The 26357-nt window shown below is 61.2% G+C and carries 32 protein-coding genes; all 32 read right to left on the bottom strand.

Going from position 1 to position 26357, the window contains the following annotated elements:
• Nucleotides 1-5: 5 nt before the first annotated feature.
• Complete coding sequence (locus JAB6_RS20020) at nt 6-713, bottom strand: hypothetical protein (RefSeq protein ID WP_070304243.1); 708 nt, start codon at nt 711-713, stop codon at nt 6-8.
• Entirely contained in the window at nt 713-997 is a 285-nt protein-coding gene (locus JAB6_RS20015; protein WP_070304242.1) for a hypothetical protein, read from the bottom strand. The genes JAB6_RS20020 and JAB6_RS20015 overlap by 1 nt, the downstream gene beginning before the upstream one ends.
• Nucleotides 994-2574, bottom strand: a complete 1581-nt coding sequence (locus JAB6_RS20010; protein ID WP_070304241.1) for a hypothetical protein — start codon at nt 2572-2574, stop codon at nt 994-996. Before JAB6_RS20010 ends, JAB6_RS20015 begins: the two co-directional genes overlap by 4 nt.
• Nucleotides 2571-4040 carry a hypothetical protein gene (locus tag JAB6_RS20005; RefSeq protein WP_070304240.1) on the bottom strand — a complete coding sequence of 490 codons (1470 nt, stop codon included), beginning with the start codon at nt 4038-4040 and terminating at the stop codon, nt 2571-2573. The genes JAB6_RS20010 and JAB6_RS20005 overlap by 4 nt, the downstream gene beginning before the upstream one ends.
• The gene (locus tag JAB6_RS20000; protein WP_070304239.1) at nt 4037-9196 is read right to left on the bottom strand and encodes a tape measure protein; all 5160 of its coding nucleotides are present in this window, start codon (nt 9194-9196) and stop codon (nt 4037-4039) included. Before JAB6_RS20000 ends, JAB6_RS20005 begins: the two co-directional genes overlap by 4 nt.
• 100 nt (nt 9197-9296) lie before the next feature.
• Nucleotides 9297-9602, bottom strand: a complete 306-nt coding sequence (locus tag JAB6_RS28560; protein WP_254671710.1) for a hypothetical protein — start codon at nt 9600-9602, stop codon at nt 9297-9299.
• A gap of 143 nt (nt 9603-9745) precedes the next feature.
• Nucleotides 9746-10135, bottom strand: coding sequence for a hypothetical protein (locus tag JAB6_RS19995; RefSeq protein ID WP_083292845.1), 390 nt, complete (start codon nt 10133-10135; stop codon nt 9746-9748).
• A gap of 35 nt (nt 10136-10170) precedes the next feature.
• Nucleotides 10171-10671, bottom strand: a complete 501-nt coding sequence (locus tag JAB6_RS19990) for a hypothetical protein (RefSeq protein WP_139143457.1) — start codon at nt 10669-10671, stop codon at nt 10171-10173.
• Nucleotides 10672-10712: 41 nt separating this feature from the next.
• Nucleotides 10713-11165: a hypothetical protein gene (locus tag JAB6_RS19985; protein WP_070304236.1), complete on the bottom strand. Its 453-nt coding sequence runs from the start codon at nt 11163-11165 to the stop codon at nt 10713-10715.
• Between the two features lie 72 nt (nt 11166-11237).
• Complete coding sequence (locus JAB6_RS19980; protein WP_070304235.1) at nt 11238-11645, bottom strand: DUF3168 domain-containing protein; 408 nt, start codon at nt 11643-11645, stop codon at nt 11238-11240.
• A complete protein-coding gene (locus JAB6_RS19975; protein WP_139143456.1) occupies nt 11642-11863 on the bottom strand; it encodes a hypothetical protein in 222 nt (73 codons plus the stop codon). The genes JAB6_RS19980 and JAB6_RS19975 overlap by 4 nt, the downstream gene beginning before the upstream one ends.
• A 7-nt stretch (nt 11864-11870) precedes the next feature.
• The gene (locus JAB6_RS19970) at nt 11871-12356 is read right to left on the bottom strand and encodes an HK97-gp10 family putative phage morphogenesis protein (RefSeq protein WP_070304233.1); all 486 of its coding nucleotides are present in this window, start codon (nt 12354-12356) and stop codon (nt 11871-11873) included.
• Complete coding sequence (locus JAB6_RS19965) at nt 12356-12703, bottom strand: head-tail adaptor protein (RefSeq protein ID WP_070304232.1); 348 nt, start codon at nt 12701-12703, stop codon at nt 12356-12358. Before JAB6_RS19965 ends, JAB6_RS19970 begins: the two co-directional genes overlap by 1 nt.
• Entirely contained in the window at nt 12703-13044 is a 342-nt protein-coding gene (locus JAB6_RS19960; RefSeq protein WP_070304231.1) for a head-tail connector protein, read from the bottom strand. Before JAB6_RS19960 ends, JAB6_RS19965 begins: the two co-directional genes overlap by 1 nt.
• A 3-nt stretch (nt 13045-13047) precedes the next feature.
• The gene (locus JAB6_RS29405; RefSeq protein WP_175444580.1) at nt 13048-13209 is read right to left on the bottom strand and encodes a hypothetical protein; all 162 of its coding nucleotides are present in this window, start codon (nt 13207-13209) and stop codon (nt 13048-13050) included.
• A 52-nt stretch (nt 13210-13261) separates the two neighbouring features.
• A complete protein-coding gene (locus JAB6_RS19955; protein ID WP_254671722.1) occupies nt 13262-14512 on the bottom strand; it encodes a phage major capsid protein in 1251 nt (416 codons plus the stop codon).
• Nucleotides 14513-14547: 35 nt separating this feature from the next.
• Entirely contained in the window at nt 14548-15396 is an 849-nt protein-coding gene (locus JAB6_RS19950) for a head maturation protease, ClpP-related (RefSeq protein WP_070304229.1), read from the bottom strand.
• Entirely contained in the window at nt 15374-16687 is a 1314-nt protein-coding gene (locus tag JAB6_RS19945; RefSeq protein ID WP_070304228.1) for a phage portal protein, read from the bottom strand. Before JAB6_RS19945 ends, JAB6_RS19950 begins: the two co-directional genes overlap by 23 nt.
• 3 nt (nt 16688-16690) lie before the next feature.
• Nucleotides 16691-18241 carry a terminase large subunit gene (locus JAB6_RS19940; protein WP_368072928.1) on the bottom strand — a complete coding sequence of 517 codons (1551 nt, stop codon included), beginning with the start codon at nt 18239-18241 and terminating at the stop codon, nt 16691-16693.
• A gap of 134 nt (nt 18242-18375) precedes the next feature.
• Nucleotides 18376-18849 carry a terminase small subunit gene (locus tag JAB6_RS19935; protein ID WP_254671708.1) on the bottom strand — a complete coding sequence of 158 codons (474 nt, stop codon included), beginning with the start codon at nt 18847-18849 and terminating at the stop codon, nt 18376-18378.
• Nucleotides 18850-19037: 188 nt separating this feature from the next.
• Entirely contained in the window at nt 19038-19451 is a 414-nt protein-coding gene (locus JAB6_RS19930) for an HNH endonuclease (protein WP_217494646.1), read from the bottom strand.
• Nucleotides 19448-19849: a hypothetical protein gene (locus JAB6_RS19925; protein WP_139143455.1), complete on the bottom strand. Its 402-nt coding sequence runs from the start codon at nt 19847-19849 to the stop codon at nt 19448-19450. The genes JAB6_RS19930 and JAB6_RS19925 overlap by 4 nt, the downstream gene beginning before the upstream one ends.
• A 101-nt stretch (nt 19850-19950) precedes the next feature.
• Entirely contained in the window at nt 19951-20418 is a 468-nt protein-coding gene (locus JAB6_RS19920) for a hypothetical protein (protein ID WP_070304224.1), read from the bottom strand.
• Between the two features lie 83 nt (nt 20419-20501).
• Nucleotides 20502-20993, bottom strand: coding sequence for a hypothetical protein (locus JAB6_RS29065; protein ID WP_139143454.1), 492 nt, complete (start codon nt 20991-20993; stop codon nt 20502-20504).
• 125 nt (nt 20994-21118) lie between these two features.
• Nucleotides 21119-21409, bottom strand: a complete 291-nt coding sequence (locus JAB6_RS19915) for a DUF4406 domain-containing protein (RefSeq protein ID WP_070304223.1) — start codon at nt 21407-21409, stop codon at nt 21119-21121.
• Nucleotides 21406-22056, bottom strand: a complete 651-nt coding sequence (locus JAB6_RS19910; RefSeq protein ID WP_070304222.1) for a hypothetical protein — start codon at nt 22054-22056, stop codon at nt 21406-21408. The genes JAB6_RS19915 and JAB6_RS19910 overlap by 4 nt, the downstream gene beginning before the upstream one ends.
• Entirely contained in the window at nt 22053-22295 is a 243-nt protein-coding gene (locus tag JAB6_RS19905; RefSeq protein ID WP_070304221.1) for a hypothetical protein, read from the bottom strand. The genes JAB6_RS19910 and JAB6_RS19905 overlap by 4 nt, the downstream gene beginning before the upstream one ends.
• Nucleotides 22292-22738 carry a hypothetical protein gene (locus JAB6_RS19900; protein ID WP_217494645.1) on the bottom strand — a complete coding sequence of 149 codons (447 nt, stop codon included), beginning with the start codon at nt 22736-22738 and terminating at the stop codon, nt 22292-22294. The genes JAB6_RS19905 and JAB6_RS19900 overlap by 4 nt, the downstream gene beginning before the upstream one ends.
• On the bottom strand, nt 22722-23897 hold the full coding sequence (locus JAB6_RS19895) for a site-specific integrase (RefSeq protein WP_070304220.1): 1176 nt from the start codon (nt 23895-23897) through the stop codon (nt 22722-22724). The genes JAB6_RS19900 and JAB6_RS19895 overlap by 17 nt, the downstream gene beginning before the upstream one ends.
• Nucleotides 23894-24682: an ATP-binding protein gene (locus JAB6_RS19890; RefSeq protein ID WP_070304219.1), complete on the bottom strand. Its 789-nt coding sequence runs from the start codon at nt 24680-24682 to the stop codon at nt 23894-23896. Before JAB6_RS19890 ends, JAB6_RS19895 begins: the two co-directional genes overlap by 4 nt.
• A complete protein-coding gene (locus JAB6_RS19885; protein ID WP_139143453.1) occupies nt 24666-25436 on the bottom strand; it encodes a hypothetical protein in 771 nt (256 codons plus the stop codon). The genes JAB6_RS19890 and JAB6_RS19885 overlap by 17 nt, the downstream gene beginning before the upstream one ends.
• A gap of 172 nt (nt 25437-25608) precedes the next feature.
• Entirely contained in the window at nt 25609-26229 is a 621-nt protein-coding gene (locus JAB6_RS19880; RefSeq protein WP_070304217.1) for a hypothetical protein, read from the bottom strand.
• Nucleotides 26230-26357: the final 128 nt, after the last annotated feature.

The following is a 26357-nucleotide window of genomic DNA, read 5'->3' as shown; positions in this document are numbered from 1 at the left end:
GGCTCTCAATTCAAATTCCAGGCATCGATCAAAATGGCGTCAATCGGCCTGATCAGGTCGACCGGCGAGGCGCCGCCATCTTCGCGCACCCAGCGGTCCTGATAAATGTTGCGCACCAAGTTGCCGCCATTGAGTTGCCAGCCGCGCGCCTGATAGCGGTTGATGTAAAACGGCACCTCGCGCACGGACGTCACGTTGCGATCCATGGGCCAGCCCACGAGCGCCGGCACGCCTACGCCCCCAGGTAGCGGCCAGCTGAGAACATTCGCGCCCATTGACGCGCGCGCGCGCCAGGTCAGCGGGATGCGCGACAGGTCCGCCACACAGGTGCGGCTGGCGTCATACAGCCATCCACCCCAGCCATGTTCGGCGCCGGGGGTGCCGAACACATACACCTCGGTCGCTTCCTCGATATCGAAGCCGTTGGCGTCAATGGCGCCCGTGCCCTTATGCACGAGGATGGTCCAGGTATTGCCCGACTTGCTGGTGTTGATCAGGCTGGTCGTGCCGTTTGCCTTGACGGGCAACGCCACCAGGATGTCGCCTGGCCAGTCGATATTGTAGGTGCTCACCCCACGCCCTTTGGTGACCTGGCCGCCGGAGGCCTGCGCCACGCTCACCAGGCCGGCCCGGCCAATGTAGCTGTAGGTGATGCCGCTATCGGCGAAAACGAGTTCCAGCCCCGGATTGGTGACTTTCATGACAAACGGCATCAGAACACCTCCACTGCAAAGCGCCGTTCCGTCGAGCCAGCCGCAATGGTCACGCGGGGATAGCCCAGCGCCGTATCAGCGGTCACGCCCAACGTTCCAGCCTCGGCCCACACCCGCACGGGGATAATCCGCACCGAGCGCCCAGGAAACGCCGGGTAGGTGAGCACGGCCGTGACCGCCGAGGCAAAGGTGCGCACATCAGCCAGGACGCCCCCGGCCACGTTGCGCGAATCCCAGGTCACCTGATTGGCCGCGTTGCGCAAGATCATGGCGGCGCTGCTCATGGCTTGAGCCCGATGAAGATGCGTTCGACACCGTTCTCGTCGACCATGCTAATAGCGGAATTGTTCATATTCAGCCCGACACCATTCGTACTGCCGCGCAAGCGAAACGTGCCATCCGCATTAATTTGCACATTGCCGTTCACCGACTGGAGCGCACCAGAAAAGATAGCCCGCCCATTTTCTATTTTCAGTCCTGGCATATCCACATAGCCATCGCTGCGCATCTCAATATATTTCCCAAGGGAATAGTTCCCGAGTAACAAGCCTGCGGAACTCAGGTGGAATCCGACTCCTGCGTTAGAGGGCCACGCATACGCATTGGTGGGATACCCTGCGCCCCCATGCAGCGTAGTGCCGTACAGGTCGCCAGCGACCACATTCCCCAGATTCGCGTTGATCGCCGACAGCTTGTCGACCGACAGGGCCTCGGCTGCCACCGAGCCGCTTACCAGCAAATTGCCGTTCAGCACCGTGCCAAGCACCAGCCAAGCGCCGTTGTCAAAGTACTTCGTCACCGCATGCGTGGCGTCGTACAAGGTGACCACGTCGCGGTTGATCGGGGCGCCATAGCCCGCGCGGCCCAGCTCATACACGGCCGACGCATCCGACCAGGTCGAATAGCCTGGCGCCGTCACCGTCACGGTACCCCGCTGGCCAGTGGCGCCGTCGGCGGCGAGGCGCGCGGCGGCGGCCCATTCGCCGGGGGCAATGTCGTCGGTCGCCGTGCGCGACGAGGCCGTGGCGCCCGAGGTGAACAGGTACGCTCCGCCCGCCGTCGGCACCTGCGTCGACCAGCCGTTGTTCAGGCCCGTCAGCACGCCCGTGGCAAACGTGAACGTACATGTCGCGCTCGGCAGCGCCGGGGCGATGTTGGTCGCGCCGCGCTGGTAGATGCGCACGGGCGCCACATTCAGGCCATCCACGCCGTTCGGGCCGGTGGCGCCGTCCTTGGCCAGCTGCACTGCCCCCGCCCACTCATTGGAGGCGATACTGTCCGTGGCGTTGCGCGAACTGGCGGCTGCCGCGCGCACGTACAACGGCGCCGTGCCGGCCGGGATATTCTTCGACCAGCCGTTGGCCAGGTCATTGCCGGCCGGCGTGGTGATGGCGGCCGTGGCAAAGGTGAAGATCACGTCGCCCGGCGAATCGACAGGCGCAGCAGCCGCGCGCTTGTAGGCGAAGGCCTGGCCCGTGTTCAAGCCGGCCAGGCCCGGCTCGCCGGTGCCGCCATCGAAGACCTTGCTGATCATGTAATTGCCGACGTAGTCAACGCCAAACTCACGAACGCGCGCCTGCACCAGGGCCGTATCCGTGGTCATGTTGGCAAAATTGACGGTGGCCACATTGCCGTTGACGGACATCTGCGTGCCGGCAGACACTGAAAACACGATATCGCCCACCACGTTCACCGGTTTGGCGGTAATGGCAATCGAGCCTGGCGCACCGGCGCCGGCACTGTTCACGCGAAACACGGGCGTGCTGCCGGCCAGCAGGATCGCCTTGCCGTCGGCCGTCGTGCTGAAGCGCTCTGCCGTCGCCTGCAGCAACTTGTCGCGGGCACCGCCGATGGCCGTCATACCAGCACTCCCACCGTCACGCGCGCGGCCAGCCATTGATGCGACAGCAGCACCACCACACCGGGCACGCCGCCCTGCAGGCCGAAACGATCATCGCGCAGCACCACGGGCTGCCCCAGTTCCAGCATCATCATTTCCGGCTCTCCATCAAATTCGTAAATCGTGCGCTGCACCTTGTTCAGGGCCAGGCGCCGTGCCGCTTCCGCTTTGGCGTCTTCGTTGGTCTTGAGGCAGGTATCGATCTGGGGCGGGTCGTCCGTCAGGCGGTAGCGCGTGCGCACCGCCTCATCGACCGCCGTTTCGGTCAGCCACTCCGTGGCATACAGGTCGGCATGCGCCGGCGGAATGCTCGTGGTCAGGTTCGATTGCACCGTCCAGTTCCTGTCAAAACCAATCTTGACGGCCGCCATCACCGGCAGGCGACGTACCGGGTGCAGGGAATCGAGCCGCATGTGCTCGGGGCCAATCTCTACCGGCACGCCGGCGGCAGGCAGCGCGATCTGCACCAGCCGCAGTTGGCCAGTGCGCGACATGATTGCCTGGGCGCCCACGCTGGCCGCCAGTTGCTGGATGGCCTGCGCCTGGTTCGTCCGGTCCGCAACGTACAGGCCCACCAGCTGCGGGTGGGCGGCATCGAAGGCGGCCAGGTTCTCCAGGTCAAGGTCGGCCACGGTGAAGCGGTCCGATGCCTTGCCGTAGGCGGTGGCGATACGCTGCACCAGCGGCGCAATGCGCGGAGCGTACCCGCCGCCCTTGTCGCCCTGCACGCTGACCGAAATCACGGTGGAAAACGGGTCGGTGGTCAGGTTAAAGCGCCCCGCCTGGTCATTCAAGGCCACGGCAATCGGCTTGCCGTTGGTGCGCACCTCGAAACTCGACTCCACGGCGCCCAGGAATCCATACTCCAGCGTGGCCGGATTGGTCAGCAATGGTGTCACGTTGTGGCACTCACCGAACGGGATCGGCAAGGTGGCATCCTTGTTTGGCGAGGTGCCGCCCAGCTTCGCCTCAGCAATCGGCGTGTCCAGGCGCTGCAGCTTGTCGCGCAGCGACAGGTTGATCGATTCGCGCACCGAGCTAGCGATATCGGCGACGATGCCATCGAAGACCAGGCGAAAATCGCTGCGCGGCCAGGCAGGATCGCCGGCCCAGGCCTTGATGGGGCGGTTACGCCAGACGTCGGCAAGCCAGCCATCGAGCGCGCCATCGGCGTTATCGAACTCGATATCGCCGCCCGACAGGCCTGCTTCGCCTGTCAGGCTGACCTGTTCGGCGAAGGCCAGGCCGCCAGTTGCCAGCGGCAGGTACGTAGTGTTGGCCGGAAGGTCGGCCGGGCCGGTGACATACGGCCAGGAGGAGATGAACCGCGTCACTTCCACACCGGCCACATTCACCTGCACCTCGATCAGCACCATACGGGCGGCCGACGGTCTTTGCAGCCATGCCAGAAATTGCGCATCTGTCATTGGGAGTACTCCACTTGTTTCGCCCAGGCGGATGCCTTGGCGGATTTATCGACGCCGGCGACGACCGTTTTGGCGGCTTGATCGTTCGATTCGACGGTGGCCTGGATGGTGGCGCCGGTTTGCGCTGCCTGATCGGCCCGCAGCCCTTTGACCTCTTCCCGCAAGCTCTTGATCTCGGCCACCAGAGCATCTGTGTTGCCGCCGCCCTGGCTCGGCGCGCCGCCGAAGTAACGGCGCATGGCCGCTGCAGCTGGCGCGTCGACCACCACTTCGCCGCGGTGTAGCTCGGCCGCGTAGCCATCGAATGGCACGTTGGCCAAGCCGCCGGCATGCGAGCCGTCGAACTTCACGCCCAAGCCCGTAGCCGTGCCCATCGCAGCCTGCAGGTTGGCAATGGCTTGCGCCACCGTCAGCACACTGTCGTTGATGGTGATTAAGCCCGACACCTGAGCCTTGAGCGCATCCAGGCTGGCCTGCTGCACGTCGACCTGCGCCGAGGCCCATTTCAATGCCTCGTCGTTGGCCGCCAGCACGCGGGCGTAATCTGCCGCGTAGCGGGCATCCGAGGCGTTGACCACCTGGGACGCTGTCAGGAACGCCTGCTCGGCAGCCGACAGGCCAGACTGCGCCGTCGTGTCGCCAGCATTGGCTGCCGCCAGGGTTTTCTCGAACTGCGCGCGCGCCTCGGCGTATTTCTGCTCCGGCGTCAGGGTGGATTGATTGCCCAGGGCCATGCTGGCGTTCAGGCCGTTGAGCGTGGCGACCCACGATTTCGATTTATCCAGCGCCGTCTGGGCCGCTGCCGATTCCTTTTCGTAGGCCTTGCCCAGTGCGTCCTTGACGGTAATGACTGCCTTGGCGGCCTGCACCTGGTCGAACAGTGTGCGGTTGACGGCTGCGATGCTGGAGCGCTGGATGGCCAGCAGCTCCGTTTCGCTTTTCGTCAGCTCGTTCAGCTGCTTTTGAAGGTCAAGGTGCTCGCTGGCGATCTCGCTGGCGGTCTTGACCACGGCGACATAGTTGCCTGTCGCGGCGGCCAGCTGGTTGCTATAGTCGGACGCAGCCTTGAATGCCGGCGCAAGGGCCATGAGCTTGATGTACAACGCCTGATCCGCCGTGTCGGCCAGATTCAGACCCAGCACCTTTTTCTTGTAATCGTCCATGGTCGTGGCGCCGGCCATGCCCAGCTTGCCCAGCGTATCGGCCACAGTCGATAGCACTGGCGCCATCTGTTCGGCTTCTGTCAGAAAGTTTTCGGCGAAGAAGCCCGTCCCGCTGGTAAACGCGTCCAGGCTGCCCGCCAACTTAATCAGATTCTCGCGCGCACCGATGGTGGCGACGCCCACCGCGCCGAATGCATCCTGCGACGTACGGCCGATCAACTGCAGGGCAGCGTCTACTGCAGCGTAGTCGGTGCCGACGCGCTGCAGTGTGTCGCTGAGTTCCTCCGTGCCCACCTTGAATTTCGCCAGATTGGGTACGACTTCCAAAGCAATCGAATTGGCCACATCGCCAAAGAATTTTTTGACCGCTTCCTCATTTTTTGCGGCATCGTTTGTCAATGCGATGTTGAGAGACTGTGCGCGTGTCTTGATGCCTGCGGCATCGACGCCAAGGGTTGCCGCCATGGCTGCAGATACATCACGGATCGCCGCGTACGTGCTTGAAAACGCGCTCGCCGTAGCCGCGTCGACCGTGCCGATATCCGTGTCCGACCTGTTTTTACGGAACAGACCACCTTTTTGCGTCCAATCCGCAAAGGTCTCGCCTTTAAACGAACTGTCAGCCCCCAAGGTTCCGCGAATACCGGACGAAGTAACCTTTTTCTCCGACATGCCAAAAGCGCGATTAATCAGGCCACCAACGATGCCACCGAGAATCGGCACGGAATTTGTCAACGTGGAGAAATTAATAAAACCACCACCATTCCCACCGTTGACGGAATAGCCATTCGAGATTTTGTTCCCCAGCGCCCGGCCAATTCCCGCGGCCGCGAGCCAGGCTGTCGCCACAGTAAGGGCAGAACCCGCTGCCGAGCCACTCGTCAATGAACTGGCCGTGCCCGAATCGCCGGCCTTCAGGTAGGCCTGCGCTGCCGTACTGGCTTGGTCACCGGACAGAGTCATACCCTTTCCAAAACTTGAAATCGAACCTGAATTGAAGAAATTCCCTGCAGAACTCAGGGCGTCACCAAGCGACGACGTCATACTGGCAAAGCCGTCCGTGGCAATGTTATATGCCGTCTTCGCGCTCTGAGCCAGGCCGGCAATACCGCCCAGGCCTCCACCAGCAGCGCCGCCAGTCGGGCCTAGCCCATTGGATGATGCCAGGCCAGCGACACCGCCACCGGACACCGAGGCGCCAATGTTCAGTATCCACTTCTTGATCGTCATCTGGTACAGCAGATCCAGAAGGCCATTTTTCAAGGTGTCCCGAAGGCGGTCGAACGCCGACTTGCCCGAATCGAAGATCGACACGAACGTATCGTGCGCTGTCGTATCGATCGACTCCCACAATTTGCGATTGGCCTCGATCTCAGGCTTGGCCAGCTGGTTGCTGTACCAAATCGAGTATTCCTCCTGCAGGCGCTTCTGCGCGTCCGTGCCGGCGCCGGCCAGGGCAATGCGCTCCTGCCATATGGTGGCGTCAATTTTCAGCAGTGCAGCAGCGCGCGCTTTTTCATCGAACAGCGATTCAGCGGCGAAGCGGCGGTTCTCGTCGGCCAGCTGAGCTGCATAACCGAGCGCCTTGGTCTGCGCCAGCGTGGCCTGCTCAACGCGCACGCGCGCGGCCGCCTCTTCCGTCAGGCGCTTGATCTGGTCCTCGGTGACCGCCTTGCCGGCTAGTTTCTCCTGAAGCAGGAATTTCTCCAGCGCCGTCTGCTCGCGCACCGCCACCATGGCCAATTCACGTGCGTCGCTGGACTTGCCCATCATTTGGTATTCCACCGCCAGCGCCGCCGCGGAGTCCTGGCGCGCCAGCGTGCTTTCCTGAATGCGCGCGGACACGTCCTTTTCCGTGGCACGGGCCTTGGCGATCTTTTCCTCCGCCGCCAGCTCGTCCAGCGCCGCGCGCGCCACAACCAGGTGCGCGTCAGCCAATTTCAGCTTGCCCGTCTTGATTTCCTCTTCCAGCTTGATGCGCAGCTTCTGGCTCTCGGTCGCATCGACGTCAGTGGCGTTTTCCAGGCGCCCCGCCTCGATCTTCTCGCGGATGCTGGCGATCAGCGTGGCATAGGATTGCTCTTCTTTCTTCAGTCCAGCCACTGCGCCCTTGTCGGCGTACTTCAAATTGATACGGCCCAAGATGTCGGCATACTGCTCCGCATTCAAATTGCGCGATTTCAGGTCGGCGATCTCGGCTACGCGCTGCTCTTCACGGGTGGCGTAGGTCTTTTTCCACTCGTTGTAGGCTTCGGCCCCTGTAACTTTTGCAACATCGGCCGCGCCCTTGGTGGCTTTTGCTTGCTTTTCAAGCAATTCATTAATCTGCTTGTTCAGCTCTATGCGTTTGAAAATCGCATCGTCATTGCTGATTCCTGCAAAATCACCAGTACGCGCGTTGAGTTCGCCCATCCTTTTGGTTGCCGCCTCAAGCTGCTTGATAATAGGCAGTTCTTTTTCCGCCTGCTGATTGGTCAGGCCGAGATTTTTAAGCTGCAGCAGGTTTTGCTGCTTATCGATCTGGGTATCAAGGGCCTTGATGATCCTGGCATGGGCCTCTTCAAAAGATTCTGCCGCTTGTTCATTGGCCTCTTTGGCTTTTTTACCAAAATGCTGCCAAGCCAACGTCAGCGCCCCGATCAGCAGGATTGCCGCACCAAGTGGCCCGCCGAGAAATGCTGTGGCCGCACTGAGACCTCGCATGGCCCCCGCCAGTACGCCGGTGACACCGGCGAGGCGTGCTTTTGCTGCCGCCTGCGTGGAATCAGCCACTGCAATCTGTTCGCTGATCCTTTTTTGCTGCACGCCAAGGATGGCCAACTCTTTCAACATGGCCGAACGTGCCGCTTCTGCTACAGCCAGTTCCGCTGTAGAAGTGCGCAGCACCATCAAAGCATAGCTCTGCGCGCCAGCGGCCTCTGCCGCGACGATAGCGGCCTGGGCTGCACGGATATTTGCCTGAGCTTGGGACAGGCGTGCAATCGCTTCCGCGCGCGCTTCAACTATCGCCGCCTGCGTGACTGCCAGCAATGCCACCTGTGCCTCGGCGGCGACAACATCGGCCTGCATCTGCGCCACCGTGGCGGCGCGCAGCGCCATCGACGCGGTGACTTTAGCGTATGTATTCGCGGTCCAGGTCGCCAGCCAAGTGCCGATCTGATAGGCCATCAACGTTTTAAGAATAATGACAAGCGATGTGAGATTTTCAGAAAGCAGTCGAATGGCGCCAGTAATAAGCGCCACAGTGCCGTTGGCCTGAGCCTGCATCCCAAAAAACTCCAGCATTTCGTTCTTGAGCACAGTGAAAGCACCAGAGATCGTCTGGATATTCTTGCTTTCCTCGCGCAACGACTCCAGCGCCTTCGGCAGCACCGTGGCCATGATGTTGGAAGTAATCTGCCCCTCGCCCGCCATCGCCTTGAGCGCGCCCACCGGCAAGCCCATGCCGTCGGCCAGCGCCTTCATCAGGCGCGGCGCGGCCTCGTTGACGGCGTTGAATTCCTCGCCGCGCAGCGTGCCCGATGCGAATGCCTGCGACAGCTGCAGTTGGGCCGATGCCGACTCGGTTGCCGTGGCGCCACTCACGCGCAGCGCCAGGTTAACGGTCTCGGTGATGGCAGCCACCTGCTTTTGCGTGGTGCCGAGTTCGCGCGTGCCGTTGGCAATTCGCGCATACAGCACCCCCGTGCTGGCCAGATCCTGTTGCGAGGTCTTCGCAATGCGTTTGACAGCTTCGTAAGACGCGGCATAGTCGGCGACCGACGTCGACGCCAGGCGCAGCTGCGCCGTGAATTTGGCGTATTCATCAGCCATCTTGATGATTTCGGCCAGGCCGGCGCCGATGCCGATGCCGGCCAGCGCCGTCTTCATGGCATTGGCGGCCGCGTTGATCCTGTCCTGCGTTTCCGTGACGACGCGGCGCGCCTGCGTCATATCGGCCTGCAGCCGGGCAATATCTGCCCTCAGGCGAATTTCAAGATCACCGACGATCATCGCGTATCCAATAAAAAAACCGCCTCATGGGCGGTTATTGTCTGAAATAAAAAAGCCAGCAGTTAAGCTGGCTGACTTACTTACTTTTAATGCATGAGCTCTATTTGCAAATCTGCGCCCACGATAATTCAAATTCACCAGGTGGCATATCCGGCTCCATAACGGTTAGATCTTTCCCCACTGAAATATACCGTTTAAACCCGGTGTATCCACCGAAGCTATTCTTCGAATTCACTTCGCCACATGGGGCGCCTTTGATGCCAATAAATTGATTCTGAAATTGAGCTGATTCAGGGTCCTTTAATTTTAGCTTCACGTACTTTTCGCCAAGTATTTTAAGGTTGGCATTAATTCTTGCCTCTTTTTGTTCAGCAGATTCACCACATGCAAACAGGGCTGTGGACATCGCAACAACTCCAAAAATTAAAATAATCCTGCGCATACAATTCCTCAATACATTTCAAAGAGGCAATATTACACTAATGGGCTTACTGTGCAAAAGGCACCTCATGGGTGACAAACGGAAAAAAAGACCGCCACGTGGACGGTCTATGCAAGAAACAACTCAAGGGCACGTGCTGCTGCGCGGCCATGGCTGACTCGCACGGCAACCGATCCACCCCAAGGCGGCCGGCAATCGCGCTGCGTGGCGCGGTGCGATTCGGCCAGGTAGTCGACAGATAGGCGCCGTAGCAAGCGTGCCTCCCATGGCGCTAGCTCAAACCCGCGCGCGGCCTGCCAGGCGGTCATCTCGACAAACGTCACCGGTCCGGCGCCCATGCCGGCCGCCACCGTCGGTCCCAGCTCGTACAGATAAGCAATCAGGTACTCGCCCTCGTCGAACGGCGGCATTTCAATCTCGCCGCCATCGCGCTCGATGCGCTCGCGGCGCGACAGCTTGACGGCATCGGCGGGCGCGCCGTCCTTTGGCTCTGGCACAGCACCGAGCCAGGCACTGTGCCGCACGAACAGACTTAGTTCGTCGCCGAGGCCTTCGTAAAATTTGCCCAGTCATTCAGGTAGGCGTTGACCTGGGTGGCGATGAAGCCGATGGTGGTGTCCAGGTAGACGGCCTTGTACAGCGCTTCACCGGCCAGCGTGTCATAGCCGATGTTCTCGAACGAGTGTGTGAGTTGGGTCAGCGTCTCGGCGCTTTCCTGAGCCTTGTCTTCGGCAGACTGGTCTTCCTTGCCTTTTTTCTTGAGGCGGGTGAACAGCTTGTTGTTGTTGGCAGCCTGGACCTTGGCGAATTTCTTCGAGCCTGGGCCGTAAAGCGCAATGCGTATCGGCTTGTTCGTATCGGGTTTGCCGTCGGCGCCGTCGGCGTACATCAATTCGTCATTGGCGTCTTTCAGGTGCAGGATGGAGGTTTCTTCTACTGCGAATTTGCGGATATCGGTCATGATGAAGTCTTTCTTCGAGGGAGTGAATGCCCGTGCCAGGCCCGCCCGCCCCTCGAAGGGCGGAGCGGACAAGGTCGGTGCTGGGGTGGCCTGTGGCCTTGAAGGGTTGCCGCTTACGCGGTAATGGTGTCGCTCTGGCGCAACAGGGTGAAGGCGCCCTTGACGGTGTCGTTGCTGCCGCCCATGTTTTCGATGAACTTGGATACCTGCGCCGTGAAGTAGCGGACGCCACCGCCCTGCTTTTCCAGCTTGAATGCTGGAATGGTGTAGTTGTTGGCTGCCGCTTCCACGATCATCTGACCTGCGTCGTCTTCGACCCACGCGCATTCCATTTCGGCGTTTGGCAACTTGTAGCTGCCCTTTTTCTCGCGGTCGTGCGCATTGCCGACGGTCGACAGCGTGGAAGTGCTGTATTCACGGCCTTTCACACCGCCGACGTTGGTTATGTCGCCCACCTCGACCCAGGTGAGCGCCGTGAAGGCGGCGACCGTGTCGGTTGCCGGACGGGTCGCGCAGACAAACAGCTTGGTGCCGGCGACTGTCTCGAAATCATTTTCGAATGCCATGTTGATACCTTTCAATAAAAAGCCCGCACGCAGATTGCGGTACGGGCGGGCTGGGAAAACCTGTGGAGACGGCTAATTCGCTTCGACGAAGACCACCTTAAAGTCTCTGGACTGCTGGTATATGTCAGCGTCATCGTCTTTCATGTCTGGCCCGACCACGTCGCGCATCACGCTGCGCACGGCAATGTCTGCCACCGTGCCGGTATGCGCGCCAGCGTCAAGCTTGGCCGCCTGCAGGACGGCCTTCTGGTCCGGATAGGTGCTGGCGTACACGGTGACCTGGACACGCGCGGTAACCTGGACGGCGCGCTGGCCCAGCGACACGGTGGGCAGCTCGACCCTGCTGATCTCGGTCAGGCCGATGGCAGGCAGCGGCGTACCCAGCGGCACAGTACCGGCCACGATGCGCGCCGCCGGCACCAGGGCCAGCATCGGCGAGTGCGCGATCAGCAGCGCGCGGATCACTTTGATGGCGCTCATTTCTTGGCGCTCGCCTTGGATGTCGGCGATGCTGCCACCTGGTCGTCCCCCGTGGCGACTTCGATGACTTCGACGGCCTCGCTGCGGCGGATGTAGGCAGCAGCACGGCGCACGCCGCGGGCGGCGTCGGTCATGGTGTATTCGGTACCGGCCTGCAGGTCGATCACGGTCACGCCGTCGATCGAGCCAGGGATAGTTTTCAGCATCTTGATTCTCATGATCGTCCTAATCGGTTTCAGCCGCTGGCACGTTAATGCCCTCGACGGTCAGGCGCTTGCGGATCTGCGCGCCCACGGCAGCGATGGCGGCGTCGGGCTTGGTGTCGAACGCCGGCCGCATGTATGGGCGCGGCTTGGCGCCCGGGTGTTCCACTACCATGGAGCGGGTCTGGCCAATGACCAAGGCGCCCTTCTTCTTCGGCACGATCTTGTGCGGCTTGGTGCCGAACTCGACCATGTGGCCGTACCAGGCGCGCTTGTTGCCAACGCGTACGGATGCTGTCACCTTGCCACCCGTGGCCTTGGTCACCACGCGTACGCTGCGGCGTAGGTCGCCGCTGGCGACAGGGATATTTTCCTGTACCTCGGCCTTGAACACGTTGGCGCCCTGGCGCAGCGCCGAGCGCATGATGTTGCGCTCGATCTTGACCGGCAAGGATTTAAGGAAGTCGTCCAACGCCTTGCCGCCGGTGATGTTGCGGTCGTCTGCCATTATTGCCCTTGGGTTGAATACTGCTCGATGGTCATTTCCAGCCATTCCCGGCGGCCAATCTCGGCCGGTCCTCCAACGATCTGGAAAACCTCGTCGGTATCGCCATGCAGCGTGATGCGCATGGCGGAGGTGATGCCGCGCAGATAACGTATCCGCAGGCGCGCCGGGTGCGTGGCCACGGACAGGCCCTCTTGTACCGTTTCCGACTTGCTGGGCAAGGCATCCTTTACCTGGGCCGGCACGCGCGCGGCGAACGGCACCCAGCCGCCAGGTTGCGGTCCATACTCGCCCTCCACCATGCCCGGGCGCTCGATGGTGACGCGACGATCCAGCTGGCCGGCGCGCATCAGACGCCATTCCCGATGCGATGCGGGCGCAGCAGCTCGCGCGAGCCCAGTGGTAGCCGCGCCACCGACACGGCCAGCACGCTGTCCTCGCGGTTCTCGTACAGGTCGCCGAAGATCTTCAGCATGCCGAGCTTGATATCGTCCTCGATTACCATCGGAAACTCGCCGGCGGTACCGGCCATAATGGCCGCATCCATGGAGGCAACGTCGGCGAACACCTGACGGTTCAGGTAGACCAGCGCGGCGCGCTCAGCGGCCCACAGGATCAGATTGATCACGGCGTCCTCATCGTTGCCGACGATGCGCTGGTAGCCCTTGGCCAGTTCAGGTGTTAGGAACATGGATTATTTGCCCTTTTTCTTCGACTCGAGCGCTTCAGGCACTTCGAGCACTTCCAGGCTCTGCGCCGCATCGACCAGTTCTGGCGGGCACTCGTCACCCGGCTGGAACGTTTCGGGATAGATTTCGCCGTCGCGCACGCCGCGGAATTCTTTACTGAAAACCATGATGATTCCTTTCAATGGCTGCGCCGGACCAAGTTGGCCCGGCGCATGGGTTTTAGGCTGCGACCGTCAAGGCCTTGAGTACATCCGGATTCAGCAGGCCGCCGCCGACGCGCTTCGTGGTGTAGAAGTGCACGTACGGCTTGTTGGTGAAGGGATCGCGGAGCACGCGCACGCCGGTGCGGTCGATGATCATGTAGCCGCGCTTGAAGTCGCCAAACACGATTGGCTTGGAGTTGGCCGCGACGTCTGGCATGCCCGCCATCTCGGCGATGCCGTAGCCCAGCACGGTGGCAGGGGCGCCGGCTTCAAAGGACGGCTGCCACAGGTAATTGCCCTGACCATCCTTCAGCTTGCGGATGGCAGCCTGCGTATTACGGTTCATCGCAGCGCGGGCGTTTGCCGTGTACTCGCCGGGCAAGGCATACACCAGGTCGATGAGGCCGTCGGCGGTCAGCGCCGCCGCTGCACCGCTCTTGACGGTCTTGATATCGCCCCATGGGTGGGCCGCCGCGTTGGCGCCGCCGGTGATGTAGGTCAGCAGGCCGGCCGGCTTGTTGGTGCCATTGCCCGTCAGGAAGGCGACGCCTTCCTGGATGGAGAACTCGGTTTCGACCTCCGAAGCCAGCCAGGTTTCAATATTCACAGCCGAATCGTCCAGCATTTGCTGCGTGGCAGCAGGGTTCGCGTACAGCTCGCCGGTGTTGTAGGCCAGGCTGCCCAACGTCGGGCCGTTGGTTTCAGGACGTGGGGCCGTCTCACCCACCCAGCCCGAGTTGGTGCCACGATTGTTGAACAGCTTGCTGAAGCCGTTGGTGCTGATCGGCTGGATGTAGCACAGAGCACGCATCGGCGACACGACCAGCAGGCGGTCGGTGATGGTGCGGTCCCACTCGACCGGCGCCAAAAAGCCGCCTTCGCTGGCCGTGCCCTTGTTCAGCGAGGCCTGCACTTCGCCTTTTTTGAAGTGCGCATTGAAGGCTTCCGTATATTCCTTATCTTTCAGCTGGTTACCGCCGCCATTCATGGCGGCCGCCACCATGCGCTCATTGGCCGCGTCGACCGACGCCTGCAGCTTGGCAATTTCCGCATTGATGTTTTCAACTTTCAGCGCCTGCAGGGCGTCAGCGCTGCCCTTCCTGACGTCTTCCAGTTGCTTGGTGTGCTCTTCCTTGAAAGCGTGAAATGCCTTGTTCAGATCGGTGATCAGTGCATTCACATCGCCGTCGGCGCGCACCGCCACGATGCCGCGCGGAACGGGTTGGCTGGCCTGGGTAGCTTGCGCCGCCAGGGCGCTGGCGATCATCGCCGTGGCGATGCTGGTCATCATTACTTTTTTCATTATTTGCCTTTCAGATTGTTGATCAGGGTTTGCAGTGACGCTGCTACTTCTTTGGTGCCAGCGCTCGGCGTGGCGATTTTTCCAGCAGCGCCCGGCGTGCCAGAAAACAGGGACTTGATGGCTTCGCGGCGCACGGAGCGGGAATGCCCCGCCCGGGCCATGGCCGCTTCCACCATCGCAAGATATTTCGTGTCGGCGCTGGCCTCGGGATCGTGACCCATCTGCTCGCGCGCCAGGATGCCGCTCGCGAAGCCTTGCTCGACGGCCTGGATCGCGCCCAGCCAGCTTTCCTTGTCCATCATGGCGGCAGCTTCCGCTGCGCTCAGCCCGGACCGGGCGGCGTAGACGGAGGCCATGGCCGCATCGAAGGGCGCCAGCTGCTCGGATGCCTTGATCATGTCGTGGCGGTTGCCGATCGCCATGGCCCAGGCGTTGTGGATCATCAGGAAGGCGCCGTCACCCATCAGGATCTCGTCACCGGCCATGGCGATGACGGACGCGGCCGACGCGGCGATGCCCATCACCTTGACGGTGACCTTGGCCTTGTGCTCTCGCAGCAGGTTGTAGATGGCCACGCCCTGGAAGAAGTCGCCACCGGGCGAGTTGACGTTCACCGTCACGTCGCGCGCGCCGATGTTGCGCAGGGCGGCGGAAATGCGCTTGGTGGTCACACCCTCGCCGTCGTACGACTCGCCGATGCGGTCGTAGATGGAAATGGTGGGGCCGTCGTCGTCGGCCGCCGCGCGGATGCCCGGCTCCCAGCGCTCGAGCGCGTCAGGGCGCATGTCGAACTGGATATTGCCCAGGCCCTGGGCGGCGTTGATTTCAGGCAGTTTTAACAGGGTCATTGGTTGTCTTCGCTTGGTTGGCGGGCGCGCGCAGCTCGTCTGCGCCCTTGTCATTGGAACGGGCCAGGTCTTGCAGCTCGCGCACTTCGTTTTGTGTCATCCACGGCGCGTGGCCGCCGCTGCCCAGCGCCTTGGTAAAGAATTCGGCCTGGTCCTTCAAGGTGCCCCGCAGCAGCGCGCGTTCGTTGAATTTGGCGCGCAGCTTCTTGCCGTCCTCTTTCGACAGCAGGGTGCGCTCGATGCCCTGCTCCCAGATCGTGAACCAGTGTTGCAGCGAGAACTGGATGAAGAGGATGGCCAGTTGCTCGATGCCGCTGCCCCAGGACGTGTCGTCCATCATCAGCAGCGGGCGCGGCACGCCCATGGCACGGGCGATTTCCTCGATCTGGTGATTGCGGTTTTCGATGTGCTGGGCATCGGCGGCGGTGTTGGCCCATTGTTCAGCCTTGAGGCCCTCTTCGAGGATCATCCACTTGCCAGCGTTTTCGGCGCCGGTCTTGTCGGTGATCGAATCCTGCAAGCGGCCGAAGGCCTTGTCAGTGAGCGCGTTGGGCGCCGACAGTGCGCCCCCGGCCATCACGCCGTTCTTGAACAGACGCGCGGCGGCCTTTTCTGCCTGCTGCGCGATGCCGATTGCTTCATGCGCTAGGCGCACGCGGGACAGTCCCGTCACACCATCTTCGGACAGGTCGCGCAGGTGGAATACCTCCTCGGCCGGCAGCGGGATCTGACGACCATCCTTGCGGGTGTACGTGTAGACCATGTTCCAGCTATCGTCCAGCTCGGCCTTCACGCGTTTCGGACACATCGGGATCAGGCGCAGCACCTGGCCACGCGACCAGATCACGCGGGCGTAGGCATTGCCATGCGTCATGACGCGCAGTTGCATCAGCGCCTTGAACTCGTACGCCGTCTGCCAGTTGTTCGGCTTGGCCTTCAAGATGTCGTATAGCGGGTGCTCGGTGGCATAGCGCTTCTCGTCGCCGCGCTCGACCAGATTAAGCGGCAGCATGCCGATCGATTCCGAGATCAGTGTGACGCAGCGCAGCAGGGCCATGTTCTGCAGCGCCTTCGACGCATTGACGTAGGCGCCCGAGGCGGTCTCACTGCCGGTGCGCATGAAGGCAAGCAGGTCGGGGTCGTCCAGGCCGGCGAACAGGGTGCCTGTCGATGCCTGGATGGTCGGTGCCGACGGCGCGGCGGCGGCCGGCACCGGGGTATCGCACGTCTCGTCCGGGCGTGACTGCGCCTCCGGCGCTGCAGATGGCCGGAAGAAATCAAATAAACTCATGGGTTAAACAGTCCTTATGCCGCGCGATTCGTACACCGAGCCACATTGCGCCGGCGGATTTAGTTCCATCAGGGATACAGCGTCGAAGGTCGCCATCAGCGGATCGATCTTGGCGGACCCGGAAGCCTGCTTGGTAATTAAAATGGCATTGCCCCGCGGTTCGACCTTGGCATTGCCTACGCACCAGGCCATCATCGGCTGGCCGCCGTGCTCGATCACGCCCTCGGCCAGCTTGCGCTCGGTGGTCTTGATCGCACCACCCAACCGCCAGCCCTGCGAAATGGCGACGATCTTTTCTTGCGGCACGCCAGCCTCGACCATGGCATCGAGAATGGCGCCAATGCCTGCCGAGTCGGCGCCCACCTTGTCGAGCAGCCCGGATTGCTCCACTTGCAGCACGGCCGCCGCCACCTGCTCCACGTCCTCGCCGATGCGCTCGACCAGCACCAGGTCGCCCTGCTTGGCGAAGTCTTCGAAGCGGGCGGCTTCGAGTTTTCGCCGTTCCATCACGGAAGGGTGCGCCCAAGCCTTGGTCCACAGCAGCCAGCGGCGCGTTTCGCGCTCGCGGCCGATCACCGCCAGGCCCAGCAAGTCGTCCAGGCCGCCGCCATCGATGCCGACGGTGGCCACTTCGCTGCGGGCCAGCAGGTCTTCCAGAGTCAGCGCCGGGCGCAGGCCCTGCTGCTCCCAAAAATCGGCGCCAGGCCAGCGGTTCGACATCAACGCCAGGCCGATTTGCACATTCAGGTGCTTGGCCAGGAAGCCGCGGAACTCAACTTCGCCTTTTTCCTGCGCCTGCCGGAAGCCGCGCTCGATGAATTCCTCGTCGACCGACGTGCCCATGTTCGGGTTCGTCACATAGGCGTTACTCACATCGCGGTGTGCGCCGGCCTTGAGCATGTGCTCGGGAAATTCGTACAAGATCTGGTAATGCTGCGGGTCATGGATCCGCCCGTCGCGCACGCCGCGCGCATACAGCAGCCGCGACAGGAACGCGCCTGCCGGCGGATCGTCCGACTGCGTGGTCGCGAAGATCACAAATCCCTCGGGCCGCGAGGCCAGTCCACCAGTTGCCTCCAGCAGCATGGCATCGGCACGCGGGTTTTTACCGAACAGCCACAGCTCGTCGATAAACACGCCTATCGCTTTCTTGCCCGACACCGTCTCGCCGTCGGCCGCCACCACTTTGAGCGTGGCGTTGGTCGTCAGGTGGGTGATGGTGCGTATGTGGTCCTGGACCTTCAGCATCGCGGCCAGTTCGTCGTCCGCCTTGATCATGGCCGCCATCGGCTTGTAGCTGTTGTCCGCAATCTCCTTCGTTGGCGCCAGGACGATGTATTCGCCTTCCAGCCGCCAGTTCAGCAGCAGCGCCGTCAGCATGATCCCGGCGGCGATGGTCGACTTGCCGTTCTTTTTGCTGATCAGGAGCATGAACTCTTTGATCAACCGGCGGCCAGTCTCCGGGTTGTATGCGCCGAAGATGGCTTCTACAAAGTCGCGCACCCAAGGCTTGACCACCTCGCCCATCTTCGGGCTGCCGGCGGCGTCCACCATGCGCAGTTCGGAGAAAATTTCCCACGCAGCCGCAGCTTGGTCAGGATAAAGCGGTGGGCATGGCGTGAGCGGCTGACCAGCAACAATGCGAGCTTCCCAGTCGGGGCACGCCGTGCTCCACTCTGGATACGGCGTCATTTACCACCACTGGCCACCAGGCGAGGCGGCGCTGGCGGCACACCGAAGCGGCCCTCGGCAGCTTTCTGCGCATCAACCAACTTCTCTTCCTTCTTGCCCGCATCGCCTTTCTTTTTGTGCGTGTACTGCACCGCCGCGATCGCAGCCCTGACCTGAGTCGTGGTCGCATCGACGCGCCCCAAGGCAATTTCCTGCAGCAAGTACAACATATCCGTGTCCGGCTGCTCGACAGGCGCTGCTTTGGACCGCTTGAGCGCTCCGCCGTGCGGCTGCGCCTCAAGCCTGACGTCGACCGCCGCCCTGCCTGATTCCAGGCATTTTTTAACATCCGCGTCTTTAACAAGGCGCGACCCTGCCGCCGACGCGGTGGCGGCGCTGTAACCCGCCGCGATAGCCGCGTCTCTATTGGAGAGGCCAGCTAAAACGGCATCGGCGAATCGCCGTTTTTTGCCTGTTAAAGCCATTAACATTTACTCCAAAGGGAAATAAAATCTGCGCGTGGGAGAGGACGCGGTCTAGGTCGGCGAGGGGTCGGGAACTTCTCGCCCCCCTCCCCTAATCGCCTCTTTAAAATATTTCTTTTGATGCATGTTGCTACTTTACAACGATTGAAATGTTTCTTTTTTGAAACATTCCTAGAATGTGGCTTCGATGCTATCTATTCGCCTCGACGATGGGCCGCCTCTTCGCGCTGCTTGTCTGCGCTGTGGTGGGTGCCACATAGCGACTGCCAGTTGGCCTTATTCCAGAACAGAACTTGGTCGCCGCGGTGCGGCTCGATGTGGTCAACCACAGAGGCCATGGGTATGGCCAGGCCCAACTCAGCACAGCGCAAAATGGCCGTGCTGGGCAACAAGCCACGGATGGCCGCATAAGCAGGGGCACGCAGGCAGTACACGCACAGCGGGTGGCTGCGCAAATAGCCGGCACGAGCCCTTTGCCAAGCGTAGCCATAGCCGCGCTTTGTGCTGCTCGATTGATCGGTGCGCCATGAGCCTGGCTGCATGACTGGCGCGCGGCTCATGGCTTGCTGCTGTAAGCGCGGCTTGAGTGCCTGCAGACGTGGCATCAACGATTTTGCAGCAGGGAAAGTGGTACCGCTTGGGCCTCACTCAATGCATCAAACCAGCGCGCCGCTAGGACAAATGCACCGTCGGGCCCTGCAAATTGGGGCACTCCTGCGGCTTCAGACGAGAAGCCAACGTGCTGGACCATCACACGCGTTCGTGGCGACACATCCGGCACCAAGGCGGCCGTCGCACTGGCAGGCAAGCCGGTCATGCCGTAGCCCTTGGCGCGCAGGATTTGCTTGGCACGCTCGGCATCGATGACTTGGTCAACGATTAGATCAAGCGTCTTACCATCGGCGGCGCCCACAGCACGAACGATCAGGTCTCGATAATGACAAGGCTTCATATTAGGTCTCGCAATAAAAAAAAGCCCGCGTCCTGACGGATGCGAGCTTTTCATTAGGCGAAAGAAGTCCGCCTATGTCCGCACTATAACCAAACAATCCTAAAAAGTAAAGGAAGGTTCACCACTTGGCATTTACTTGCGGACCATCTGCATGCTTAGCGGGCATGTGGCACTAGCGAAGTGTATACAGCCTGCAAAATACCATAGCCGAATTGATCTCGGCTTTTGTTTTCCAGGTGGGGCTCGCAGTACAAACGCAATTTAAAACCCGCAAATTCCGCTAGACCATCCTCGTCAAATGTAATAAAGAACAATGCCTCATCCTCCCACTCCCGCTTTTCGCCAAATGAAAGCTTAGCTTTGTGGAATTGAAAGCGGGTCTTGACAGATACCTCTCCGTCTTCATTAACTACGATTGGAAGATAATGCACATAAAAAGGAAATCCATGCACATCCATGATGCTATCGTGCTCGCTGCCCTGAACCGGCCTTATAAAAATCTTGCCATAGAACATACCTTCGAGATGATTGCCTAAAAATACCCAAAAACGAGAGGCATACTCTCTGGACCTTTCGATTGCATTTTTATAAGTCTCTAGTTGCAATATCTCTTCTTGGTTCATACATTCCTCGCTAAGTTGAATTATAATTAACACCCCTTCAGGAGCTCCTCCCACGACATGGCAAGGGGACAAAGAAATCGATTCTATATAAAGAGAAGCTTTGTGCACATATTTTTTCTTAATTTATCCGACAGTTCACTCTTTGCGGCCACAAGCACTTGGGGATAAGCGGCATTAGGAAAATTCCAAGCAGTAGCTATTCCCGTGGATCGATGAATTGCCCATATGTGCAGCCGCCCCATACTTTCGATCATTGCGTCAGTTGCTTTAGCAATCCTCATATCATTTGCTTGTTGAGCCTCATATAAATCTTTTCCTTGTCCACCGCCGTCCGCACACATCCCACGCATCGTTTTGTAACCAAGGTCACGATCATCATCCCCTTCCATCCATAATTTCCACAGCTCCAAGCAAAGCTCCAGAGGCTCTGGATCGGTCCACGGGTCGACGCGCGTCGCCTCCCCCACGTCTTCCAACAATCCGGTGCTAGCTAATTCAACAACCTCGATGTAAGCAATATCCGCCACTGGCGCGCTCTTGCCGGCCCATCCCAGCGTAATTTTTTCTCGTTGCATTTCAATCCCTGTTTGGTAGTGCTGGAGGTGTCTAACCGATGATTCACAATAATCATGAAAGTGAGGAAATATGCGGCGTTGCGGGGTGCTCTTCGCCACTTTCCCGCCAACGTTTTTGCCGCGTCCTATGCTGGGTGCAGCGTTACCATCAGGCCCAACGACGTGGCGATGTGGTGTTCAAGCCTGGCGCCACGCGACACCCTCCAGCCGGGCAGCAGGTGGATACGGTCGCACGTCACCAACTCGGCAATATCGCGGCGCATGCAAGCCTCCCACGACGTCGTCTGATCTGGGTTCACCTCAGCCGGGTTGATCACCGTATGGCCCTGCTCGCGCAGCTCAGCGGTGGCTGCATGGAAGGCGGGGAAGTTAAGGCCGGGCATGCCGGTCATCGGCCCTGCGATGTAGATTTTCATGCGCCCTCCTTTTCGATTACAGGCAACTCGCCCGCGGAAATGGCCGCATCAATCCTGCTATCGACAACATCAGCCGGAACTCGGCTATGCCCGGCCATAAAGGCAAGCAGAATGCCGTCCTTATCGCCGTCGCGCAACCAGCGATATCGTTCGGCGTCCTTGGCATCGCCCTTCAACGCTTCCAGTTCATCCTTGACGGTCTTCAAATTCACCATCAGCGTCAGGCCTGAGCGTACAAGCTCGGCTTTTTCGTCCTTGACATCGCCCTGCGCTGCCGGGGCGGCGGGAGCGGCGGCGAGCATGGCCCGAAATACCGCATTTCCCGTCCATATCTTATTGGTGACGGTGGTGTCGATCCGTACCGCCTGCGCGCCAGCAGCCTGCATTGCGTCATTCGGCTCTGCCGGCACCAGCTTCCAACCATCCGGGACGGCCAAGGTTGACACTTTCGCTTCCGGCGGCTGCGCGAGTAGCCAGTCGCCAAACTCGGTTGTCTCATGCCGCCCGAAGCCCAGTGTGCGCACCACACCCACTGCCGCCAGGCGCTGCATCATTTCCTTTGGCACATCATGCCCGCCGGAGGCCGAATCCTCGCAGCATTCGCGAAAGCGGCTGAGGGCCTTGAGTTGAATCGGGGTGATTTTCATTCTGCATGCTCCAAAAAAGTGATTTCGCCGGGCTGACGCGGTGTCGCGTCGCCCATCAGGTAAATAATTGTCGATACTCCGCCACCCAGCACCTGGGGAGACATGCTGTGAAGGAAGTGCTGCTTGCCGTCGAATAGCACGGGCTGGCAGGTGTAGAGCGCGCGCAACAAAGCGCGGTCGCGCTTGTACGCTGCCTCGGCCGGGGTTTCTGGCGCCGGCGTTGGGCTGCGGCTTCTCATGGAGCTGGCGCCGCCGGCGGCGCGCGACGAACCCAGCAGCAGGCCGGCCCATCCTCGGTATCACTGATCGCCAGCATGAACCAGCCGGCGCCCGCTGGCGGCTCAGGTTCCCACGCGCTGAAGTCGCAATTCGCTTCCTCGAAGATCGCCTTGTAGGCCGGATGATCCTCCGGCTCGTCGCCGAGTTCCGCCCGGCTCAACTCCAGCCCTTGCGCCTTCAGCCATGCTTTGAATTTTTCGCCGTCGCCTTCGTCAAAAGGCGGCATGTCAGGGTGCCACCAGTTGCCGGTTGCGTCGCGCAAGACGGGCGCAGCCTGGATCGGCACCACATCGCGGCCCAGCCATCGCGGGGTCGCGCCTACACAATGCCCGAGCCTCTGCCACTCGCCATCGACAAGTACTGACACTTGCGCGTCGGCAAGCACATTAATTTTCGATGCCATTTTCATCTCCTGTTTGCTGAGTGTGTGAGCCCAAATCAAGGCCCGAATTGCCATCAACTGATGACTGATGATAATCATGAAGATGTGTATCCATGCGGCTTTGCGGGGTGGCTCCCGCCACTTTCTCGCCACGTCCAAAACCGATTTTCTCGGCGATATCGTTCTGTGCCTGCGCTGCCGTCTCCCGGTTTTTCTCCAGGTAGGCCATGGTGGTCATCGGCGACTTGTGGCGCATCACAGCCTGGATAGTCTGGATCGGCACGCCCTGCTCCGACAGCATCGTGGCGAACGTGCCACGCAGCCTGTGCGGGGTGATGCCCTTGATCTTGCAGCTCAGGTTGGCGGACTTCATGGCCTTGCGGGCGAAGCCTGGCGGGTGCTGCTGGGCGCCGCCGCGCTTGCCCGCGATCAGGCCTTCCACTTGGCGGTGTGGCGCCAGTTGCTCGACCAGCCAGGCCGGAACAGGTACGGGCTCGGCCTCCCGGCCCTTGGTGATGCCGGGCGTGTAGGTGGCGCGCTGCCAGTCGAGCCATTCCCAGCGCGCGCCGGCCGCCTCGGACTCGCGCAGGCCCAGGCCGAACATCAGGCGAATGGCTGTGGCCACCGATGGGTCGGCGCGCGTCACCTTATCGACGGCGGCAAACCACTCGGCCACGGCGGCGATAGGCAGGATCGAGCGTGGGCGCTTCTGCACCTTCAGCATGCGCACCTGCCAGGGGATGGACCTGATCAACTCGCGCTTCACTGCCCAGTTGGCGATCAGCTTGAGCACGCGCAGCCAGTGGTTCGCGCTGGCCGGCTTGTGGTCGACCAGGTGCAGGTTGCGCGTCAGCTCGATGTGGCTGGTGGTAATCTGGTTCAGCGGCAGGTCGCCCAGGTCGTAAAAATGCAGGCGGGCCGTCGTTTCCACGCTGCGCTGGTGCGCGGCGCTGCTGATCGGACCGTTCACTTCCAGCCATTCCTGCGCCATGGCCGCCAACGTGGGCACAACCTTGCCGCCATTGGCCAGTGTCAGCGCCTCGTCGTAGGCGCGCTGCGCCACCGCGCAGGCCTTCACCTTGTTGTTTTCGCGGGTGCTGCGCTGCACGCGCGCGCCAGCGATCTGGAAGCGGTAGTGATAATTCTTGGCCTTGCCGGTCCGGAACAGGTGGAAGCTCATGCAGCAGCCCGCCCGCGATACGATTCCCAGTCGAACACCACCCACTGGCCACCTTCGCGCAGCCGGTCGAAGCTGCGGTCGCCCAGGAATGACTTAAGCCCAGCCTTGCCCTGGTTCGTCAGCAGGATGGTCGGCATCAGCGCCCGGTACCGCTTATCGATGATGTCGAACAGGTTCACCTGCTCGGCCTCGGTGCCGTACTGCACGCCGACCTCGTCGAGCACCAGCAAATCCACGCCGGCCAGCATGTCGAGTACCTGCGTCTCGGTGCGCTCGGAATCGCGGCGCCAAGTGTTGCGGATCATGCGCACGGCATCGATGGCGCTGGTGTAGAGCGCCGTGTGGCCCGCCATCACGGCCTGCGCAATGGCGATCGCCAGATGACTCTTGCCGGTGCCCGGCACGCCCGAGAATACGATCACCGTGCCGCTGCGGCGGTGCGTGTCGAAGTTGCCAGCAAACTCCATGGCCACGCACAGTGCCCGCTCTTGCGCATCGTTTTCGACGACAAACGATTCAAACGTCTTGCGGCGGTATCGCACGGGGATGCCGGCCTGGTTCAGGCTGGACTCCAGGCGGCGCTGCGCCTCCGCCACAGCACGGGCCGCTTCTGCCTGGCCCTTCTCTGCCTGGGCCAGCTTCGAGCACTCCGGACAACCCATCCAGTGTGTTACGCGGCCGACAGCGAAGCCCTTGGCCGTGTAGGCCCCATGCGATTCGCACGCTGCTTCGCGCTCGCTCTGCGCCACCGTCAGGGCGGCAAGGCGGTTAGGTAATTCGGCCATTCTGGATCCCTTCGTGATAGTTGATCTGCTCAAAATTGCTATGGCGCGACGGCCGGGCTTGCTGCGCCGCTGGCGGTCGCTGCTGGGTGCCCAGCTTCGCCCAGTCATCACGGATCGCGTTCTGCAGCGCCTGGTCCCAGTCCGCGTAGGTGTAGCCACTGGCACGCGCCTTGCCGACAAACGAATCGAAGTGGGCCTGCAGGTTCGCGTGGCCTTTCGCCTCAGCCCATGCCTTGACCTCGGCCGAGATCGCGAAATCGGATGGCAAAGGCGTCTTGGATGGCTTGCGGGAACTTTTCGGCGCAACAGCGGCGGCGGCCGGCACGGTCGCGTGCTCTTTGTTCTTTTCTGTATCTGTATCTGTATCTGTATCTGTATCTAGGGCGTTACTTTTCTGTTGCGGTAACGTTACATCGCCGTTTCGGGTTGCTTCCTCGGCCGCTTTCTTGGCTGCCCGGTGCTTCGCCACCCTCTGTGCGCTGGTATCCGAACTGAACTGGCGCTTTTCCCAGTTCAGCAGTTCCCAGGCATCGTTGATGAAACCTTTCGCGAGGAAAAGCGCCTTTGTTTCTTCGAGTTGCGCGGCATCGATTCGGAGGTGAAACGCAATCTCATCTGCCTGTAACGTTACAAGCGCGTTACTGCAACGCATGCACATCAACATGACGTAACGACGCTGCATTACCTCGGGCAGCATCTGCACCTTCGGATCGTGCGCGAACTCGGAATACATGCGGAACCAGGGGTTGGACATTATTGCCACCCACCCCATCCGGCATCGACGGCGCGTATCGCATGCGCCTGGTCGTTGTTCAAAATCATGTCCAGCCTTCCATCCAGCCGTGAATGGGGACGGGGCGTGACCGGCGGGCTGGATTCGCCAGGTCGCAGCTGCGCAGCTGCTGCCCCGTTTGAAACCTGTTCGGTTACGCCTTCTCGCGTGGCCCACGTGATGGATGCAGCACGCGGTGCAGCACGTCCTTGGTGCGGGACATGGCCTTGCGTGCGCCGGTGAGGATGCGCACGATGCGCGCCTTCTTCTCGGCTGCCCGTGCGGCCTTGCGCAGCGCGATTTCGTAATTGGCTTGCGTGGGTGCGGCCACAACGGCCGCAAGCGACGCCATAGCGTCAGCGTCGGCGCTGGCCAGGTCGCAGATATCGCCCAAGCCCAAGCCGCCCTCGTCCTGCGACTCGATGGCTCGCACGCACAGGCCGAAGCGGCGCAGCATGTCGTTCAGGCAGTGCGCGCGCGCGTCGTCGGGCATGCCGGCAAGGATGGAAAAAACGAAGTTCGCCGGCAGGAAATTGGTGTCCTTGGTTTCGTCGTCGAGCCAACGCAGCACGCGGTCACTGTTGTTTTTCATGCGCTGGAACTCGTCCGTGTGCGCATCGAAGCGGATACCGGTCACGGCCGGGCCGCCGATGTGCGCATGCGCCGCGACGATCATGTCGATGGCGCTCGCGCTCGACAGCCCAGCGGCCCGGCGCCAGTCGGCCACATGCTCGCGCAGGATGCCGATCAGTGTTTTGTGCGACTCGTTACGCATGCTTTATTTCTCCTTCGTGGGTATAGTCAAAAGCACGTCACCGCAAACCTCGTGATGAAGGGCCTGGATCGAGCGGAGCGTCTTGCCTTTGCAATCAGCCTGGCCGTTCAAAATTCGATTCACAGTAG

Source organism: Janthinobacterium sp. HH104 (genome assembly GCF_001758715.1).
Lineage (GTDB): Bacteria > Pseudomonadota > Gammaproteobacteria > Burkholderiales > Burkholderiaceae_D > Janthinobacterium > Janthinobacterium aestuarii.
Note: the sequence above shows the minus strand (reverse complement) of the source record. Positions and strands in the feature narration are given on the sequence as shown.